Origin of the sequence: Bacillus sp. TH25 (assembly GCF_016650935.1) — a bacterium.
GTDB lineage: Bacteria > Bacillota > Bacilli > Bacillales > Bacillaceae_G > Bacillus_A > Bacillus_A mycoides.
This window is the reverse complement of record NZ_JAEKEU010000008.1, coordinates 17,557-35,302: the sequence shown is the minus strand read 5'-3', so window position 1 is coordinate 35,302 and position 17,746 is coordinate 17,557. Positions and strand designations below refer to the sequence as shown.

Here is a 17,746-nt window from a genome sequence, read left to right as displayed (position 1 = left end):
GAATCTTTTTATTTTTCATATTCAAGATGATTATGTCTTTTACAACCAAATAAATAGCAAGCCCCTATATAATCAGTTTCAAATTCTAACCCTGGAACATATCCAGATTCGATACGTTCTATCATTTTTTTATAACAATTGTTCTCTTCTATATATTCCTCAATTAACTCTTTCTTATCGTTTTCTGTCCAATTTTCTTCTACTTCTTCATTCTGAACATCTTCTATTTCTGCTGTCTTCGCTTCGATAGATTCCCGTATAACTTCATTTATACGGGAGAAATTATTAGCTTTATATAGAGCATAAACAAATCTACCAATCCAATTGGGACTTTTCCAGTATTCTTTGTATCCCTTTTCGAACCATTCAATTGCTTCTTTATAGCAATTCAACTCAACATATAAACCTGCTACATTAATTTCTCCTACAAAATCATCAGATTTCCTGTTAAAAGCATCCAACTTCTCTTTCACTTCTGTTTTTCGCCCTAAATCAATTAAACACTTTACATAGTTATACATTATAATGTCTGAATCCCTGCAACTCGCAAGAAAAATTCTGAAGCTTTTTCCAACTCTCCAAGATTATAATGAGCTACAGCTACATTGTGATATGCTTCATCGGATGGTTGAATCGAAATAGATTTTTGTAATGCATCTTTCGCTTCTTCCCACTTTTCTTGTTTCATGTAAATTTCCCCTAAGATGTTATAAGGAAAGTATGAGGAAGGATTCAACTTAACAGCTTCTTTTATTAATTCAAGAGCTTTACCATCATTCTCTTCCTCATAAAAGTACATCCAAGCAAGATTATTGAGAGATTGTACACCTCTAGATTCATGTACTGCTTGTTGAAACAGTTCCATTGCTTCCTCATATTCATTTTGTTCAAACATTTCAATTGCCTTCTCGTTAATGTTCAAGTAACTATCTCCGAAGTGAATGAATTCATCTATTCCCTATCATCATTTTAATATGTAAAAATTGTAATTTCTATAAAAATAAGATTGCTTCGTATTAAGCTCTTTCTACTGTCTACATTTCATCATATATTTGGATATCCAATTCGTAATGATTTTATCAACACCGCTTTCTAAAGAAAATAAATATCTACTGTAAAAATACTGATTCTCAACAATAAGTAAACTTTTCAATCTCCCTTAAATTGGATATATAACCTATTTTATTTTACATATTATGGTACAATAAAAAAAGTGCTAGCTAAACATTTACGTTCCATACTAGCAGTCTAGCAATACCAAAATCAAAAATCACTTGAAATTGGGGGATGTTATGAAAAAGAAATTAATTGTTCTTCTATTCATCGGAATCATTCTATCCGGATGTTCAACTATAGTAGAAAATTCTTTAGAAACCGGAAGCGGCAGTATTGAATTATTAACACCAACGATTACAACAAAAGATAATGAATTAGAAATTAAGACCGAGGGCATTGATGAAAATAAAGTGACTTTTATTTATGTAGCCAATAAAAAAGTATTGGAACAAAAAATAAATAATGGTGAATCCTACAAACTTAACATTAAAGATATCGAGCACGCTCATAGGACAGACTACAAGCCAAGAGTTCAACTTTTGCAAACGAAAGATGATAACGAAGATGGCGACATGGCAACCTTTAAACAAGTTAGATATACAGTTGAAAAAAAGTAGTTTTATAGTTATTTCATTTAAATATAACAACCGAAAATATACTTTTAACAGAGGGTAAATATAAGAGGTGCTAATATGAAAAGACGATGGATTTTTTGGTGGATTGGCAACATATTTTGGATTACCATTTTTGGGATATTAGCAGCTATCATTTGGCTAAGAGAGGTTGATGGTGCTGGTGTTACTCAAACACCAAAGCTTAAATTAGTCGCATTTATCGTTTTATTAATTGCATTTATATTACCACTAATTATTCAAGTTGTATGGTTAATTGTTAATCTGAGAAAAAGCAGAAAAAAATAACGCAGAAAAAAGAGAGGAATCTTTTTCAATATAGATTCCTCTCTTTTTTCTATGGGGATTATGCCGTGCTTTTAAAGCTGCACTACTCCCTTTTCTTTACGATGCATGTTCATCTTTCTTCTTCTTCAACAATGCTCTCTTTTTCATTGCCTTCGTTAAATATCCACCTTTAAACGAACGGATTTCATAAGAAGACATAAACGCTTTTGGTGCAATTTCATTAATAATTTCTAACAGTTCTTTTTCTCTAGAACGCTTTGCAACGATATCTAAGCGATAACGTATAGAATTTATTCCTTCACCTTCAAATACTGTAACGCCAAATCCAAAATGGCGTAATTCATTTACTAATTCATTACAACGGTCTAGTAAACTAACTTGATACGTAATATATCCAATTGCTAATTTATTTTCTATATAACCGCCTAATAATAGTCCCGCACTAAAGCCGATGACATAGGCAACAATGTTCATCCAATTTGATAAATCTTGAAACACAATACCTAAACTGACAATATAAATTGCTCCTTCTAACAATCCTACACCTGCAGCGGATCTTGTTTGATTCTTTACAAGCAAAATCGTACGGATTGTTAAAGTTGGAACGTAAATAATTTGAAGCACAAAAATAAGTAAAGCTTGTAACATTGGTATCCACCTCTTTCGCAAATTCTTTTGTCATGATAACATACATAAGCTTTAGAAATCGATGGGTTTTTTAATTTTTTTTAATTTTTTTCATACTATTGAAATGCCCCAAAAATAAGCGTATTATGTTTGGCATAAATTCGATAAGTACCAGTAAATCATTCGTATTATATCATTTATTTTTAAACGCAAAAAAGGAACCTGATTAGGTCCCTTTCATCAGAGTTCTATGTTTTTCGAAGCATTTTCCTTTCGCTTCTCTTCTTCTTTTACTAGCTGCATATTTGCATAGGCTAAATTCGCAATCATTAAAAAGTGTCCACCCAATATTCCAGTACCGAATGCCCACATTTCCATTTCATGCTCAATTTCAAACATAATGATAGCCCCTAATATTGCGGCTGCAAATCGGTTTAGAACTCCTAATCCAGGAGCCTTTTCTTTCATCACGATACTTCTTCCTAATTTCTCCACTCTGCGAGCTAATAGCCAAAGACAATATGCGCTAACTGCTAAACCGATACCGAACCCTGTCACTTGTTTCCCAAACGGAGTAACCGCCCACATTAGTAGTAAACCACTAAAGATCGTATACAATTGTAATCGATATACACGTAAGGCTACTTGAATCAAAATATCCGCTCCTAATTTCACATTTTATTATGTGTCAGAAGAAAAGCAGCAACTTACACAGTTGCTGCTTTCTCTTGTTCTTGTTCCATTTTTTGAATTTCAACACGTTTAATTTGATAAGCATCTTTTTCTAACACTTTAAATTCATAGCCTTCTGCTTCAACGTATTGTCCTTCTTCGATTTCATGATTTTGCATCATAATCCATCCACCGATTGTATCCACATCGTCTTCTTCAATGTGTAATCCAAACAAATCTTTTACTTCTGAGATAAGCACTTTTCCATCAACAATTTTATGATACTCGTTCACATGTTGAATTGGTGGTGCTTCATCTTCATCATATTCATCACGAATTTCGCCGACGATTTCCTCCAATATATCTTCAAGCGTTACAATTCCAGCTGTTCCTCCGTACTCATCATATAAAACAGCCATTGGAATTCGCTTCTTCTGCATTTGCAGTAATAAATCATGAATTGGAGTCGTTTCCATAACTTCAATAATCGGACGCATATACGTGCGAATCGATGATAAATCTTCTTGATCGTTGTTCATATATCGAATAAAGAAATCTTTTACGTTGACCATACCGATAATATCATCTTTATCTTCTCCAAAAATCGGATAACGTGTGTATCGTTCATTTTGGATTACTTTCATGTGTTCTTCTACTGAATCTTCAAGATAGAAACCAACGATTTCTGTACGCGGTACCATGATTTCTTTCGCAATACGATTATCAAATTCAAAGATATTATTTACATACTTGTATTCAGCTTGATTAATTTCGCCACTTTCATAGCTATCCGAAAGAATAAGACGTAATTCTTCTTCTGTATGAGCTACTTCATGTTCAGAAGCTGGTTTCAAACCGAATAAACCAGTTATAACACGAGCTGAACCGTTCAATACCCAAATAAATGGATACATGATTTTATAGAACATCATTAACGGAGTTGCCAATAACAACGTTACTTTTTCAGCCTTTTGAATTGCCAGCGTTTTCGGAGCTAATTCCCCTACTACAACGTGTAAATATGTCATTAGCATAAAAGCAAGACCAAAAGTTAATACTGATGAGATAGAAGGATTTATGTTCCATTTCTCAAATAACGGGTGTAATAACTTTTCGATTGTCGGTTCACCTAACCAACCTAATCCCATAGCTGTAACTGTAATACCTAATTGACAAGCAGATAAATATTCATCTAAATTTGTTGTTACCTTTTTCGCTGCTAAAGCACCGCGTTTCCCTTCCGCAACAAGCTGATCAATACGACTTGAACGTACTTTTACAATCGCAAACTCTGCTGCTACGAAAAATCCAGTAAATGCGATTAAAATCGCAACCATGACTAAATTAAATATTTCCAATGAATCCCCTTAGTTAAAAAACTAAGGTGTCCACCTCCTGTATACTATAATGTTTTCTTATTTGTTCGTTAGAAAACATAGCCCGATACAAAAATTAAAGAGGTCGGATTTCACTTATTCTATAATAATAGAGCAAGTGTCTGTATTAAAGCTGTCGTTTGACCAGATAAAGATTTCGATATTTTTTCACGTTGTGAATCAGTCAATTCATCTAAAAGCGGCTTTAACTCCGTTAACTCTGCTTCTAATCGATGAATATGGTCTGTCACTTCATTCACTTGTTTCGAAACGTGTTCATTGATACCGAGCAGCTTCTTCTTCTCCTCGATTTTCTCTTTAATCTCACAAAGCGGCATATGCATTTCTTTGCACTTCTCAATAAATTGTAATGTCTCAAATGCTGTTTCGTCGTAATAGCGATAATTAGATTGAGATCGCTCCGCTTTTAAGATACCTAGATTCGTATAATAATCAATCGTTCGTTTCGACACGTGAGCCATGAGAGCCAACTGTCCGATTCGATACACCTTCCCAACGATCTTCCCCCCTTGTTTATATTACTACCATCATACAATACATAAACTGTACAGTCAAACGTGACGGTTTGTTGTACACAATTTCATAACACCCTACAACAATCAGAAAATTGAGTTATAATATCATTATAAAAGAAGAAAGGAGACTGAGCTCATGTACTACAACACTTCATTCGAAAACGATCAACCTGTAGGCCGTCTATAATCTAAGACGGGCATTCATATAACAAGTGCACTATGCCTCGTCTTAGGGAATAAATCATAACCCTAAAAATAGACGGAGGTAATTCAAATGAAACAAACAATTTTAGGAGCTATATGTTTATCTCTAGCAGCAAGTATTTGGGGCGGTATGTACGTCGTTAGTAAATACGTACTCGACTTTATTCCGCCACTTACACTCGTTTGGCTACGTTTTATTATCGCTTTTGTTGTTTTATATGTAATTTTGAAAATAACTGAAAAAAAGCAAAAGAAAAAAGTACCCATCCACAAAAAAGATTGGCTATTATTTGCTTGGATTGGATTCATCGGGTATTTCATTTCAATTACATGTCAATTTATCGGAACGAAATTATCCGATGCTCATACAGGCTCCTTAGTGACATCAGCTACACCTGCATTTATGGTTATATTTGCAGCGTTCATTTTAAAAGAGAAACTAACTACTCGTAGACTTTTATCAACTATAATAGCGACAATCGGTGTCATTATCGTTATCGGATGGGATATTGAAATCGGCTCCTATTTTATCGGTACAGTCATTTTAGTTGGAGCTGCTATTACGTGGGCTTTACTATCCATTTATGTAAAAATCGCTTCAACTCGATTTTCATCTTTAATTATTACAACGTACGCAATATTTTTTTCACTCTTTTTCATTACACCTTTTATGGTATGGGAATTCCAAACAAATCCTATTGAACATATGAACATGTATGTAGTATTAGGCGTACTCTATTTAGGAATCGTCTCAACCGCAGGTGCATTTTTTCTTTGGAATAAAGGATTAGAATTAATGGATGCTAGCATCGGCTCATTATTTTTCTTCTTTCAACCTATCGTCGGTTCAATACTTGGCTGGCTCCTATTAAATGAGACGTTAAGCAGTAACTTTTTCATTGGTGGTATCCTTATTATATGTAGCGTTATAATTACGACTTTTGAAAAGAAAACGTAGTATAAAAAACAGGCAGAGACTTAGTCTCTGCCTGTTCGCATAATTGGGTCTTGATCATGGAATCCTATACAAATTGGTATACTACTTTGTACTCCACTACATGCAATTTACGCAGTCCAATGTGCTGGACGAGACAACACTTTCGGTAATTTCGTATGTTTGTCCCCTTTCGCCGCATTAATTTGGACTTGCGTAAGAAAAATACTATTCGTAAAATCTGCCCCTCTAATATCTGCATCACGCAAATCTGCTCCAATGAGATCCGCTCCGCGTAAGTCTGTACCATTAAGGTTAGCCGCAATTAAATACGCCCCTCTTAAATTGGCTCCTTGTAAATCTCTCTTTTTTAGATTCGCTCCCATTAGGTCTGCCCCTCGGTGACTGATCCTTTTCTTACTTTTAAAATTCATTTCCTTCCAGACTAGTTCACTCGTTTCCAGAAGGAGAACATTCATTTCTGCACGGTGTAATGGCACATTTACTTCCATTAACTCATCTGGACTTAAATTAGAAAGACGCTCTGTCTCTTCAATTGCTTCCTTCAGCTCTTTATGAATTGTCTGCGTCGCCTTTAATAGAATAGCCTCATTCAAATACCAAAGCATTTCATGAAGCTGATGCATAACTGGAAAAGCATCATACATTTTTCTCGCATGCTGAGCATCTTTCCACCAATCAATTCCTTTAAACGTAACTTGAGAAATCTTTTGCCCAGCACCGAAACATTCAAATACTGTACAACCTTTATACCCTTTTCCTCTAAGATCTCTATGTATACTACATTTATAATCTGATTGTAAATTTGTACAAGGTTTACCACCATCTTTATTCACCGCAAAATCTACTGATGCTGCAAACGGTAATGCTACACAACATAAACCAAAACATTTTTCACAATCCGCTTTTAAACTATTGTGATTTGCATCCTCTTCTACATGAAAATAATCGTTATTATTAGTCAAAATATATACCCCCTGCTATCTTTCAACTATTCCATAATAATCCAACTATAGTAAATTATCAAATTTAAAATAAACGGTTATATTTCATTTCAAACAACAACATAATCCATCTATTTCTTTTCATTTAAAAAGGACACCCACTACAACATTAATTATAATTAAATTAAGAACTTTCAAATAACGAGGAGGATTACGATGGCATTAGAAATGAAAACAAACTGTCAAATTTGCGACCATTCCCTTCAGCCTGATTCTGAAGCATACATATGCGTGTATGAATGTACATTTTGTGCACCATGTACAGAGGAAAGACAAAATGTTTGCCCAAATTGTGGCGGCGAGTTAGTACGTAGGCCGAAAAAGAAATAATAAAAAGGCAAAAACGAACAGGAATATGTTCATTTTTGCCTTTTTATTTAACTATTAAAATTACTTCTATTATTGATTCAAATGATTTTTAACTGCTCTTATAACCAATTCATGATCTACTTCTGGTGGTAATCCTGAGACTGTTATCATTCCAATAACCCCTACATTTTTTATTTGGATAGGAAAGCATCCACCAAACGCAGCATATTCCGAGCCATCTAAACGGTATTTTTCATGATATGGAACTCCGCTTATTTCACTTTCTATCTGCATATAATACGAGCTATGATTATGCAGGGAAACGACCCGTTTTTTACGCTCAATCCATTTCGTATTTTCCTCAGTTGTCCCCGTCATCTTGAAATGAAATAATTGCACACCATTTTTGGCTATATCAACAGCAATCAATTTCCCCTCTCGCTTTGCTGTTTCAACGATATATAAACCTAATTGCAAGGCATCTTCATTTGTAAAAGAGGAAAATTGAAGTGTTTCCTCCTCTATTAATATTTGTTTACTTATTTCACTCAAATTTGAAGTACTCATACCTTTAACCTCCCTAATTGTCTTATACCACATTGGTATTTTTTAGAATTACCAGATTCTATAGTACCGTAACGCTTGTTTTCTTCTTACTGGTGCTATTATGAATTATATTTAACACATTAAAAATGTATGTACTTTAAAGTGCTATAGGTACTAAACATTTAGTACAGGAATTGTCTACTTATGTGATTAATTAGAATATATTGAGGTGTTTGCATTTTTTCCTTGCTACAATGCCCTTGCGAAAAGATACTATATTTTACTTATGTGAATACAAAAAAAGCAAAGCGCCCAAGCTTTGCTTCTTACAGAATCCCTTTTAATTTTTCACAAATTAACTTCCCTAAATACTCATAACCTTGTGGTCCAAAGTGTAAACCGTCTTTTTCATCATCTTCTACAAATTTTTTATAATGCTGTTCTTGAATCATTTCAGCATACAAATTTAAAAAATGACTTCTTGTTTCTTTCGCCACTTCCTCAACCACGTCTGCATATTGGTCGAGTACTTCATTCGTTCTATTATGCTGTCTTTCTTCATCAACTGGTGCAGGACTAATAAGTAATACTTTTTCTGGTGCAATCATGCTTACAATCTTCTCTAAGTTTTCTTTGTATACTTGTAATGACACTTGAGAAAAAGAGACCGCATCATTTGTACCAAGAAAAACCGTTACAAAGTCTGGTTTATGCGATAGTACATCATCTTCTATCCTATTTAACGCATCGAAAGTATTATCACCTGGAACACCCGCATTAACCACTTTCCAATTTGGAAACATCTCTTGCAAACGTGGTGTTAATCTCGGTGTTCCATCAAAAAATATTTCATCAGCTGTAATACTATCGCCAAAGCATACTAACGTTTTCATTAATCTAGCACTCCTTTTACGTATGAAACAACTTTCCTTCTATCGCTTTCATATATCTTTCAGCAGAACGTTCCACTGCCTCATTTGCATTTTCTTTTACTACTCGGTGAAAAGCATTATATAAACGATTAAATTGTAACGGTTTCACTCGATTCGCCATTTCCTCAACTTTTCTCGCCGGTAATGGAATTAAGTTTGGATAGCTATACATGAAGCTTACCCACTGCTGATCCGCTACAACTTGAATGATATCACCTGTTAATAATATACCTTTCCCATCATTTCCTTCTTCCCAATGTAATACAGAACCGCCGCTAAAATGCCCTCCGAGACGATGTACAGTAATCCCATCCGCTAATTGTAAAGACTCACCAGACCAATAAATAATACGACTACTTGGACGCATCACCCACTCTTTATCGTCTTCATGTATATAAATTGGTACATCGAATGTTTCTGCCCATTCTACTTGCGTTGAATAATAATGCGGATGGGATAGTGCAATCGCATCTAATCCGCCCCACTCTTTTACCTTCTCAATTGTCGTGTCATCTAAATAAGTAATACAATCCCATAACAAACGATATGACTCTGTTTTTACTACAAATGCCGTTTGACCGATCGCAAATCCTGGTTTTGTCGTAATACTATAAAGCCCATTTTCTTCTTCTATAATTTCATTTTTATATGTATCACTCGTTTGCAAGTTTTCTAAAGTCGTCCAAGACTGCCCTTTCGGATTAATATATTGTCTCTCCTCATCACAAATAAGACAACTTACCGGTTCTTCCACACTCGCTGCATACTGCACGCCACACGTTGTACAAACGAAATTATTCATAGTTATTCCCCTATCCCTTTAATTTTTTATTAAGCTGATATTTGTTGATCGTTTTCTGCTTTTTTATTTTCAAGTGATACGCTTATAAGAGTAATAAAGTAGACAACTGTAACCGCCATCGGAATTACAATAAATCCTTTTTCCGCAAAAAGAATCCCACATACTGACGTTACTAATACAGTTCCTACTGATAAAAAACCATAACTTTTACTTTCATAAATCCATACATATGGTAAAAAATGAACACCTATTAACATCGCTACTACAAAAGGTAACCACTCCGGAAATTGAAAATATGCAAGTAATACAAACGGAATATTCAATACATTTATCCCACCAATTACTCCAGCTAAAGTCCCTAGCGGATTTCCTTTCGCAAACATGTCAATTTTTAATATAGCAGCTATCATTAAGCCGAAAGGAAACACACAGCCCATACCAATTAAATATACCCACACAACTTGCTTTTCTGAAAGAAGAACACCAGTTATGCTCGCTACAATCCAAAATAAAAGACCAGCTATTATAACAGGAAATCCCTTCTTCGTTTTTTGTGCTAAATCTCTTTTTGCTTCTGAAATGTTCATTTCTATATCTCCCCCAAAATATAAGTGCTATAATGTCGTCTTATTTTCGCTATCGAACATAATCTCATTCATCCAATAACGCCAAGCTACTAAGTAATCTTCTAAATCTTTCGGGTGGTGTCTTATACACGTATCTATACGTAAATATAAGCCTATGACTATTTCCTCATATAAATCTCGTTCTTTTTTATGAAATACACATTGTTTTATCACATAATCAATCGTTTCTTTTGTTACATCTTCTGGAGTTGAACAGAACGCGTAAATTAAATCATATATAGGATCTCCTAGTACTGGTAATGGATCAATTACTCCATACAGCTCATTCTCTTGAAATATAAAATTATGAAATCCGAAATCACCATGTAATAAAAATGGCTGATTTATTCCGGTCCCCCTATTTGGACTATTCGCTAGTTTAAGAACAATTCTATACTCTTCCTCACTTATGTAACGTCTTACATTTTCATAAGCTTCCTTCACATTTGCCGTTAAAAATTCATTCCAAGATTGAACCAGACTTTCTTTCCATCCCCAGCCATCTGCACCTGGAACAATTTGATACTTATTGATAACTTCTTTTACAAGTGTAATAAGCGTACTTCGTTTATGTCCTTGTTCGCACGAAGTACTACCTTCAAGGAAAGAATACACGAAATATGTATGTAAAGGTTCTTTATACAAAAGCTTTGAAAATAACGCATTCCCTTCATAAAAAGAAAGAAAATTAGCTTCTTCACGTATTACTTTCGCTTCATTCGATTTCACAACATATCTTCCATCCAACAAATATACAGTACTTGTCGTTCCTCCGCTCAACACTTTCATGCTAGTTGGATAATGTGAAATAACCTTCTCATTAACTAGTTGTTTAGCGATTACTGAAATGTCCATTCACTCACCCTTACATCTGAAGATTCCCTCAATTCAAAAGACAACTTTACTATTATTTGACAAACCAATTAAAAATCCCTTTCAACATCTTAATATAACAGAAATTAATTTTTTTATTAAAACAGCTTCCTTCAAGATTTCATCATATAATTCATTCCATTTATAATGATACGCTGCACTCTCTTCTACTCTAACAAACATCCTTTTATCGGATTCATACTCACCGTCAAACTTATGCACTTCATTAATCTCCATCCGGTAGAACGGCTGATACCCTACTTTTGGATACGGACTATTTTCATTCCAATTTGGATTATCACTATGGTCAACGATAATATATCCAAATAAAGTACATTCTCCTTTTACATAACCTTCTTCCCACGCTTCTCTTTTAAAACATTCTTCTGGTAGTTCCCCTTCTTCTATATGCCCACCAGGAAAGTCCCAACCACGCTGCTCATGGTCTATTAGTAAAACCTTATTATTATGAAAACAAAAACCGTGAACACTCGTGATTCTTTCGTATTCTGGCAATATACAATCTTTTTCCCACGTTAACTTCACTTTTGATTCCCCATAATTTGCGTATATAGTAACCATTTCCCTCACTCCAAATGCTCTTCATTTAATCTAATAATCTCTATTGCACAATCTCTTTCTTTTAACTTACGAGCCAAACTTTCCACACCAAACACTTCTGTAAATGTGTGGCTTCCTACAATCAAATTGATGCCTTTAAATTTCGCATGTTGCACTGTATATAATGTTTTTTCTCCCGTTATGTACGTATCACAACCTTTTTCTAGCGCACGCTCAATAAGGTTTGTATTGTTTCCTGCACCTGTTAATATCGCAATCCGTTTTACTGGCCTATCATGATTTTTCCAGCTCTTCACTTTCTCTTCCATTCTCTCTTCAAGTTTTTCAACTAAATTTGAAAACGGAATCGCTTCTTTATATTCTCCTATTCCCGGTAGCTCTTCTTCCTCATACGTGGAATATTCCAGTATTGTATCTATCCCAATTTCATTAAATAACGACGTACACGTGCCAAACTTTACAAAATCTAACGGCAAATGAATCCAAAAATGATTCATTTCATATTCTTTTAATTTCTCAATACAAGCCTCTTCCATACCGAATAGAAAACTCCACGGTGCATGATGTGTAACTATCATATCGACACCATTTCTATACGCTTCTTCAATTGTTTCTAGCGTCAAATTTGTCGTGTAACCTATTTTGTGAAATTCCTCTTTACTAATGTGAGTGAAGCCATACTCGTCATCACCGTATTTATTAAGGTGCTCTTCAAAAAGTGATGTAATATGTTCTTTAAACTGCGTTATATTCATTTTCATTTCTCCTTTCATTTACTTTTATATTTCAAAAATAAGGAAATACTATTTAACGATGTTACATACATATAGGAGGACAATATGAAACCTGAATTTTTAAAAGCTATACATGAAGCGATTGGAAATGTTGAGCATATTCATATAGAAGAAAGTGGTGCAGATAGTTTACTCATTCATCACGATGATGCACAGCAATTAAAACAAGTTGCTGAAACGTTAGAACACAATAATTTCCGCTCTACTATTAGAACAGCTGGAGATGCTTCGTATATTGAAGTGTTGAACAGATAAAGAGAAGTCCCAGCTTTGTGCTGGGCTTTATTCTTTTATATTGAAATTTCAAACTCTTTCACATATACCGCTGTTCCCGCAATATCTATTTGTAACTTCTCATTTTCTACATCTTTCGTTACATAAACCGTTACACGACCATCTTTATTTATTTCCTGTCCTTGCTCAACGATTAACTCCAGTTCATGGTCAAAATCTTTCTCCAAATACGTCGCATAGTACGCTCCCATTACACCTGAAGCTGTTCCTGTCACAGGATCTTCAATCGTTCCAGCATAAGGTGATGAGAAATGACGCCCGTGCATTTGCACCTGTTCATCATAAGTTTCTAGACAAACTGGATGGATAGAAGCCTTAGGTATTTCTTTTAATACCGATGGAAACGCCTCATTTTTAGGTTTCATTCTTTCACATGCATCTAGATTTTTAATCGGTACAATTACAGTCCAGTTCCCCGTACTTCCATATACAATCGGTACACTTGCATCTAAATCCGTTACTTCCAAACCGATACTATGAGCTAATTCTTCTTTTGAACCTGTAAAATCTTTAAACTGAGGTGCTGCCTGCCTCATTTTAATAAAGGTTTCTCCATTTTCATTTGCACCTATTTGTATTGGTAAAATACCTGCCTTCGTTTCAATCGTAAGGTTTGCTTTTTCTTCTAATAAACCTCTTTCACGCAAGGCATATATAGTGCCAACTGTCCCATGACCACATAAATCCATTTCAAACCCTGGTGTAAAATAGCGCATTCTTATATCTGCTACTTCTGAAGAAAGAACGAAAGCTGTTTCGTTAAATCCAACCTTTTCAGCAATACGCTGCATTTCCTCTTCCGTTAATCCATCCGCCTCTAGTACAACACCTGCTGGATTTCCCATATTTGGTTTATTCGTAAATGCGTCGTAATGAAATACGTTTATGTTCTTCATTTACCTATCTCCTAACCCTTTTTAAATAATTTATAATAACTCTCTATCTCCGTTTTTATCACACAATTATGTCTCCAAAATATCCTCTGCATCTTTTCATTTGAAGTATGTGTGCTTCCGATGTAATAAATAGCCCCCATTTCCTTTAACATATGTAAAGATTGAAGATGCAGTTGGGAAGCAATTCCTTTCCCACGATAATAAGGCATTACCCCAAAGTAAAATAAGCGTCCTTCACTTTCTGTTCCAGGCTCTATATGCGGTATGGACAAACCAATCGGCTCATTTTTATCATAAAAAACAATGCATGACTTTTCCCAACCTTTACCTAACTCTGTTTGCACTGAATGCAAATGTTCATCGACATTCAGAATTGACGGTCGATTTCCTGATTCCAACATACATTGCTCCCAAATGCATGTGAATTCTCTTTCCGATAATGTCCCTTCTTCTATCGAACGATATGTATATTGTTTTTCAAGTGCCTCTATATTGTTCAACTCTCTACACACTTCTATCTTTGCTGCGTACAAATCAAAGCCCTCATCAAGTAACACTTTTACACTTGCGTTATAACTACTAAACCTTTTGTTTAATACAATACTCGCTCTTTTTAACTCCCAGTTAAAACAAATTTCTTCAAATCTACTTACCTTTTCTTTGTAAGTTTGTGCGCTATAAAAAACATCTTCTTCTATTTCTTCAATCGTTACTGCATTTGGTAAACCATTTAATACTTTTCTCGAAGGACCAAATAAATTTTGAACAACTGTAAGATCGTACTTCACCACTTTATTTCACCTACACCCGGCTCAATAAACTTCCCTGAAACCTTCTCACTCGAATCTAATACCCAATCATATATATTTTGTGCTCCTTCAGCCGGAGTCATATTCGCATCAAAGGCACCAATGTCAGTCTTTAATTTTCCAGGGTGAATTGCGGTTACACGAATTCCTTTATTCTCAAACTCTTGTTGTAAGCAGAGCGTTAACATATTTTGTGCGGCTTTAGCAATTCGATATGAATATGAGAACTTACCTTGTGGAAACTCTTTGTTCGCCATTTTATGCAATGAACCTAATCGAGAGGACACATTTATTATTCTCGGATGATCCGATTTAGCTAAAGCCACATATGTACCTTTTACAGCTCGAATAACTCCTAAGCAATGAATATTAAATAGTTCCATTAACTCTTCTGAATTTGTACTTAAAATCTCGGTTTCCTTACCAGTAATTCCAGCGTTATTTATAATTAGATCAATATACTCTGTATATTCCTCAACTTGCTTCTTAATACACTCAGTACTCTCATCTTCTGACAAGTCTGCTAATATAGGAAAACATCTAGAAGTAAAAACCTTATTCAATTGTTCTATCGCTTCCTTATTTCTAACTAACGGATAAACAACATGTCCATTTTCATGAAATACTTTTACTAACTCTAGCCCTAATCCACGATTTCCACCTGTAATAAGTACCCTCATCTATCCATCTCCTTATTTTTATAATAAATAAGAAAATCTGCCCAATTACCATTCCCCATCGAAAACGCCTCTCTCATACATTCAAATGAAAAACCAGCTCTTTCTGCAAGACGAACGGATGGCTCATTATCGATATGTATATGTAATTCGATTCTATGAAATTGAAGGCCATTAAAAAATAACGGCAGCGCAGCTTTTATACTTTCTACTCCGTATCCATTTTTCCAATGTTGATTATGAATAGAGTAACCCATCATTGCCCATTGATAGTCCATACGTAAAATTTTTATAAGTTCTAGCTTTCCAATATTGGCGCCATCTTCTTTCTGAAAAATACCTAGAACGTACATTTCATCCCGTCTTGCCGCCTCATCAAATCCTCTTATCCATTCCGTGAACCATTCTTTCGTTGAAGACGACATGTCATGATAGCCATCATCGTATTTATATTGAGATGGTAACCTCTTATTGAATCCATCTAACCAACTTTCATAATCCTCTTTTTGAAATGGACGAATAATAAGTCTCTCAGTCTCTACTTGTAATAGTGGCAGCTTCATTTATATCTCTTCCTTTAATTGTTAATTGAATATTCTTTATTATCTTACACAAAATACAAAATCTAGTAAATCATTATGTTTTTTATAAACAAAAATCCAGTTATGCTTTATACATAACTGGATTCTTCATTATTTAATAACCTTTTATTTTATAAGAAAAACATCCCTTAATTCCCTCTTCAACACTTTCCCTAAAGCGTTCTTCGGTAATTCGTCCATAAATACAACTTCTGGTATTTTATAGCTTGCTAGTTTTTCTTTACAATGCTGAATAATCTCTTCTTCTGTTAAAGACGTTTGAATGTCCTTTACAATGTAAGCTGTTGGAACCTCCCCCCAAAAGTCATTTGGAATCCCAACTACTGCAACTTCTAAAACACCATTTATTTCATGAATTACATCTTCTACTTGATCTGGATATACGTTGTCACCACCGCGTACGATAACGTCTTTATATCTTCCCATAATATGTAGAAACCCATCATCATCTATCATACCGGCATCACCCATGTTAAACCAATTATCTTTTACTACCTTCTTTGTTGCCTCTTCATTATTCCAATATCCTTTAAACATGTACGGGCTTTTCACGTGAATCTCTCCAACTTCATTTGTTGTTAGCTCATCACCTGTTTCTGGATGAACAATTTTCAGCTCTACATGTTTCAGAGTCTTCCCTACAGAAGACATTTTTTCTTTTCCCATATTTGGATGCCAAGAAGTTACTACCCAACCTTCTGTACTCCCATAACCTTGCACCATATAAATGCCTTTTTCCATATATTTTTGAATGAGTGTTTCTGGCACTTTTGTACCACCACTTTGCGCTACTTTAAAGGCCGAAATGTTGCGCTCTTTTTTATCTAATTCATCAAGCATGTAACTATAAACAGCTGGGAACGCAAGCATCGTAGTAATTTTCTCTTCTTCAATCTTATCCCAAATAAGAGCAGGATTCGAATCAGCTAAAAAGACCATCGTAACGCCATGATAAATACAATTTAAAATAGAAAGCACGCCACTCATATGAAACAATGGGTGCACTGATAAAAAGCGTTCACCTGCTGGAATTTCTCTTTGTCCCGCAATTTCAGTAAAATAATGGTGTAAGTTTTTATGACCAATTACACATGCTTTTGCCTGTCCAGTCGTTCCTGAAGTAAATAAGTAAATGGCATCATCATCTTCATGAACTTCCACATTCGGCTCTGTTATTGGCTGTTCCTTTAATTTTAATTCAAATGAGCCAAATCCTTCTTTTGTCGTCTCAATTACATAAGGAATTTCTTTAACTGCATTAATCTTTAATACAACTTTACTAAATTCATCATCAATAACTAATACTTTTAATCTCGCTTCTTTTACAATCGATTCTAATTCATAAGCAGTAAGCTGATGATTAAGTGGAATAAATACCGCTCCAATTTTTAAACTTGCCATCATAACACTTGGAAACGGATGATTATTTTCGCATAGAATTCCTATACGATCCCCTCTTTTCACACCGGTATGTAACAAATAATGTGCAAGCTGATTTACTCGTTCATTATACTGCTGAAACGAATACCTTTTCTCTCCCCCAACAAGCGCTTCCAAATTTGGTGATTGTATTGCTCTTTTTGGTAATAATTGTCGCATCGTTCTCAAGTAAAACTCCCCTTTATATATGTTAGGTTTTTTATTTTACCAGATT

General features: G+C 34.7%; 22 protein-coding genes and 1 pseudogene. 5 read left to right on the top strand and 18 right to left on the bottom strand.

Annotated elements, in window-relative coordinates:
- Positions 1–8 precede the first annotated feature (8 nt).
- Positions 9–922 (bottom strand): annotated as a pseudogene (locus JFT89_RS03135) (tetratricopeptide repeat protein).
- Positions 923–1,292: 370 nt separating this feature from the next.
- Here JFT89_RS03135 and JFT89_RS03130 point away from each other — a divergent pair.
- The gene (locus tag JFT89_RS03130; RefSeq protein WP_002084382.1) at positions 1,293–1,673 is read left to right on the top strand and encodes a hypothetical protein; all 381 of its coding nucleotides are present in this window, start codon (positions 1,293–1,295) and stop codon (positions 1,671–1,673) included.
- A 75-nt stretch (positions 1,674–1,748) separates the two neighbouring features.
- On the top strand, positions 1,749–1,976 hold the full coding sequence (locus JFT89_RS03125) for a DUF3923 family protein (protein WP_016096676.1): 228 nt from the start codon (positions 1,749–1,751) through the stop codon (positions 1,974–1,976).
- A 96-nt stretch (positions 1,977–2,072) separates the two neighbouring features.
- On the opposite strand, the gene JFT89_RS03120 is transcribed toward JFT89_RS03125, so the two are convergent.
- The 4 genes from JFT89_RS03120 to JFT89_RS03105 form a co-directional block, all read right to left on the bottom strand.
- On the bottom strand, positions 2,073–2,624 hold the full coding sequence (locus JFT89_RS03120) for a DUF2179 domain-containing protein (RefSeq protein ID WP_002014015.1): 552 nt from the start codon (positions 2,622–2,624) through the stop codon (positions 2,073–2,075).
- A 219-nt stretch (positions 2,625–2,843) separates the two neighbouring features.
- The gene (locus tag JFT89_RS03115) at positions 2,844–3,257 is read right to left on the bottom strand and encodes an ATP synthase subunit I (protein WP_016096677.1); all 414 of its coding nucleotides are present in this window, start codon (positions 3,255–3,257) and stop codon (positions 2,844–2,846) included.
- A 53-nt stretch (positions 3,258–3,310) separates the two neighbouring features.
- Positions 3,311–4,633 carry a hemolysin family protein gene (locus tag JFT89_RS03110; RefSeq protein WP_002137356.1) on the bottom strand — a complete coding sequence of 441 codons (1,323 nt, stop codon included), beginning with the start codon at positions 4,631–4,633 and terminating at the stop codon, positions 3,311–3,313.
- 119 nt (positions 4,634–4,752) lie between these two features.
- The gene (locus JFT89_RS03105; protein ID WP_025149265.1) at positions 4,753–5,160 is read right to left on the bottom strand and encodes a MerR family transcriptional regulator; all 408 of its coding nucleotides are present in this window, start codon (positions 5,158–5,160) and stop codon (positions 4,753–4,755) included.
- Positions 5,161–5,461: 301 nt separating this feature from the next.
- On the opposite strand from JFT89_RS03105, the gene JFT89_RS03100 reads away from it, so the two are divergent.
- Positions 5,462–6,349, top strand: a complete 888-nt coding sequence (locus JFT89_RS03100) for a DMT family transporter (protein WP_016096678.1) — start codon at positions 5,462–5,464, stop codon at positions 6,347–6,349.
- Positions 6,350–6,456: 107 nt separating this feature from the next.
- On the opposite strand, the gene JFT89_RS03095 is transcribed toward JFT89_RS03100, so the two are convergent.
- On the bottom strand, positions 6,457–7,311 hold the full coding sequence (locus tag JFT89_RS03095) for a pentapeptide repeat-containing protein (RefSeq protein WP_016096679.1): 855 nt from the start codon (positions 7,309–7,311) through the stop codon (positions 6,457–6,459).
- Positions 7,312–7,506: 195 nt separating this feature from the next.
- On the opposite strand from JFT89_RS03095, the gene JFT89_RS03090 reads away from it, so the two are divergent.
- Complete coding sequence (locus JFT89_RS03090; RefSeq protein WP_001162783.1) at positions 7,507–7,680, top strand: DUF1272 domain-containing protein; 174 nt, start codon at positions 7,507–7,509, stop codon at positions 7,678–7,680.
- A gap of 69 nt (positions 7,681–7,749) precedes the next feature.
- On the opposite strand, the gene JFT89_RS03085 is transcribed toward JFT89_RS03090, so the two are convergent.
- From JFT89_RS03085 to JFT89_RS03055, 7 genes are all read right to left on the bottom strand, one after another.
- Positions 7,750–8,226, bottom strand: coding sequence for a heme-degrading domain-containing protein (locus JFT89_RS03085; RefSeq protein ID WP_002033314.1), 477 nt, complete (start codon positions 8,224–8,226; stop codon positions 7,750–7,752).
- A 305-nt stretch (positions 8,227–8,531) separates the two neighbouring features.
- Entirely contained in the window at positions 8,532–9,098 is a 567-nt protein-coding gene (locus JFT89_RS03080) for an SGNH/GDSL hydrolase family protein (protein WP_016096680.1), read from the bottom strand.
- Between the two features lie 16 nt (positions 9,099–9,114).
- Complete coding sequence (locus JFT89_RS03075) at positions 9,115–9,939, bottom strand: MBL fold metallo-hydrolase (protein ID WP_016096681.1); 825 nt, start codon at positions 9,937–9,939, stop codon at positions 9,115–9,117.
- Between the two features lie 29 nt (positions 9,940–9,968).
- The gene (locus tag JFT89_RS03070; protein ID WP_016091826.1) at positions 9,969–10,526 is read right to left on the bottom strand and encodes a DUF7010 family protein; all 558 of its coding nucleotides are present in this window, start codon (positions 10,524–10,526) and stop codon (positions 9,969–9,971) included.
- Positions 10,527–10,553: 27 nt separating this feature from the next.
- Positions 10,554–11,420, bottom strand: a complete 867-nt coding sequence (locus tag JFT89_RS03065; RefSeq protein WP_016096682.1) for a phosphotransferase — start codon at positions 11,418–11,420, stop codon at positions 10,554–10,556.
- Between the two features lie 81 nt (positions 11,421–11,501).
- Entirely contained in the window at positions 11,502–12,020 is a 519-nt protein-coding gene (locus JFT89_RS03060) for an NUDIX hydrolase (protein WP_016096683.1), read from the bottom strand.
- 5 nt (positions 12,021–12,025) lie between these two features.
- Complete coding sequence (locus JFT89_RS03055) at positions 12,026–12,775, bottom strand: Nif3-like dinuclear metal center hexameric protein (protein WP_016096684.1); 750 nt, start codon at positions 12,773–12,775, stop codon at positions 12,026–12,028.
- 84 nt (positions 12,776–12,859) lie between these two features.
- Between JFT89_RS03055 and JFT89_RS03050 the strand changes: the two genes are divergently transcribed.
- The gene (locus JFT89_RS03050; protein ID WP_002066340.1) at positions 12,860–13,069 is read left to right on the top strand and encodes a hypothetical protein; all 210 of its coding nucleotides are present in this window, start codon (positions 12,860–12,862) and stop codon (positions 13,067–13,069) included.
- A gap of 35 nt (positions 13,070–13,104) precedes the next feature.
- Here JFT89_RS03050 and JFT89_RS03045 read toward each other — a convergent pair whose 3' ends face one another.
- From JFT89_RS03045 to JFT89_RS03025, 5 genes are all read right to left on the bottom strand, one after another.
- A complete protein-coding gene (locus tag JFT89_RS03045) occupies positions 13,105–14,004 on the bottom strand; it encodes a PhzF family phenazine biosynthesis protein (RefSeq protein ID WP_016096685.1) in 900 nt (299 codons plus the stop codon).
- An 11-nt stretch (positions 14,005–14,015) separates the two neighbouring features.
- Entirely contained in the window at positions 14,016–14,792 is a 777-nt protein-coding gene (locus JFT89_RS03040; protein ID WP_016096686.1) for a GNAT family N-acetyltransferase, read from the bottom strand.
- The gene (locus JFT89_RS03035; protein WP_016096687.1) at positions 14,789–15,493 is read right to left on the bottom strand and encodes an SDR family NAD(P)-dependent oxidoreductase; all 705 of its coding nucleotides are present in this window, start codon (positions 15,491–15,493) and stop codon (positions 14,789–14,791) included. The genes JFT89_RS03040 and JFT89_RS03035 overlap by 4 nt, the downstream gene beginning before the upstream one ends.
- The gene (locus JFT89_RS03030; RefSeq protein WP_016096688.1) at positions 15,490–16,053 is read right to left on the bottom strand and encodes a GNAT family N-acetyltransferase; all 564 of its coding nucleotides are present in this window, start codon (positions 16,051–16,053) and stop codon (positions 15,490–15,492) included. Before JFT89_RS03030 ends, JFT89_RS03035 begins: the two co-directional genes overlap by 4 nt.
- Positions 16,054–16,197: 144 nt before the next feature.
- A complete protein-coding gene (locus JFT89_RS03025; RefSeq protein WP_016096689.1) occupies positions 16,198–17,700 on the bottom strand; it encodes a class I adenylate-forming enzyme family protein in 1,503 nt (500 codons plus the stop codon).
- Positions 17,701–17,746 lie beyond the last annotated feature (46 nt).

Bases quoted from the DNA above. Each gene is read 5' to 3' on its own strand.
- JFT89_RS03085 (WP_002033314.1), bottom strand. From the start codon at position 8,226: ATGAGTACTTCAAATTTGAGTGAAATAAGTAAACAAATATTAATAGAG.
- JFT89_RS03075 (WP_016096681.1), bottom strand. From the start codon at position 9,939: ATGAATAATTTCGTTTGTACAACGTGTGGCGTGCAGTATGCAGCGAGT.
- JFT89_RS03130 (WP_002084382.1), top strand. From the start codon at position 1,293: ATGAAAAAGAAATTAATTGTTCTTCTATTCATCGGAATCATTCTATCC.
- JFT89_RS03125 (WP_016096676.1), top strand. From the start codon at position 1,749: ATGAAAAGACGATGGATTTTTTGGTGGATTGGCAACATATTTTGGATT.
- JFT89_RS03080 (WP_016096680.1), bottom strand. From the start codon at position 9,098: ATGAAAACGTTAGTATGCTTTGGCGATAGTATTACAGCTGATGAAATA.
- JFT89_RS03055 (WP_016096684.1), bottom strand. From the start codon at position 12,775: ATGAATATAACGCAGTTTAAAGAACATATTACATCACTTTTTGAAGAG.
- JFT89_RS03100 (WP_016096678.1), top strand. From the start codon at position 5,462: ATGAAACAAACAATTTTAGGAGCTATATGTTTATCTCTAGCAGCAAGT.
- JFT89_RS03050 (WP_002066340.1), top strand. From the start codon at position 12,860: ATGAAACCTGAATTTTTAAAAGCTATACATGAAGCGATTGGAAATGTT.
- JFT89_RS03060 (WP_016096683.1), bottom strand. From the start codon at position 12,020: ATGGTTACTATATACGCAAATTATGGGGAATCAAAAGTGAAGTTAACG.
- JFT89_RS03030 (WP_016096688.1), bottom strand. From the start codon at position 16,053: ATGAAGCTGCCACTATTACAAGTAGAGACTGAGAGACTTATTATTCGT.
- JFT89_RS03090 (WP_001162783.1), top strand. From the start codon at position 7,507: ATGGCATTAGAAATGAAAACAAACTGTCAAATTTGCGACCATTCCCTT.
- JFT89_RS03035 (WP_016096687.1), bottom strand. From the start codon at position 15,493: ATGAGGGTACTTATTACAGGTGGAAATCGTGGATTAGGGCTAGAGTTA.
- JFT89_RS03070 (WP_016091826.1), bottom strand. From the start codon at position 10,526: ATGAACATTTCAGAAGCAAAAAGAGATTTAGCACAAAAAACGAAGAAG.
- JFT89_RS03045 (WP_016096685.1), bottom strand. From the start codon at position 14,004: ATGAAGAACATAAACGTATTTCATTACGACGCATTTACGAATAAACCA.
- JFT89_RS03065 (WP_016096682.1), bottom strand. From the start codon at position 11,420: ATGGACATTTCAGTAATCGCTAAACAACTAGTTAATGAGAAGGTTATT.
- JFT89_RS03120 (WP_002014015.1), bottom strand. From the start codon at position 2,624: ATGTTACAAGCTTTACTTATTTTTGTGCTTCAAATTATTTACGTTCCA.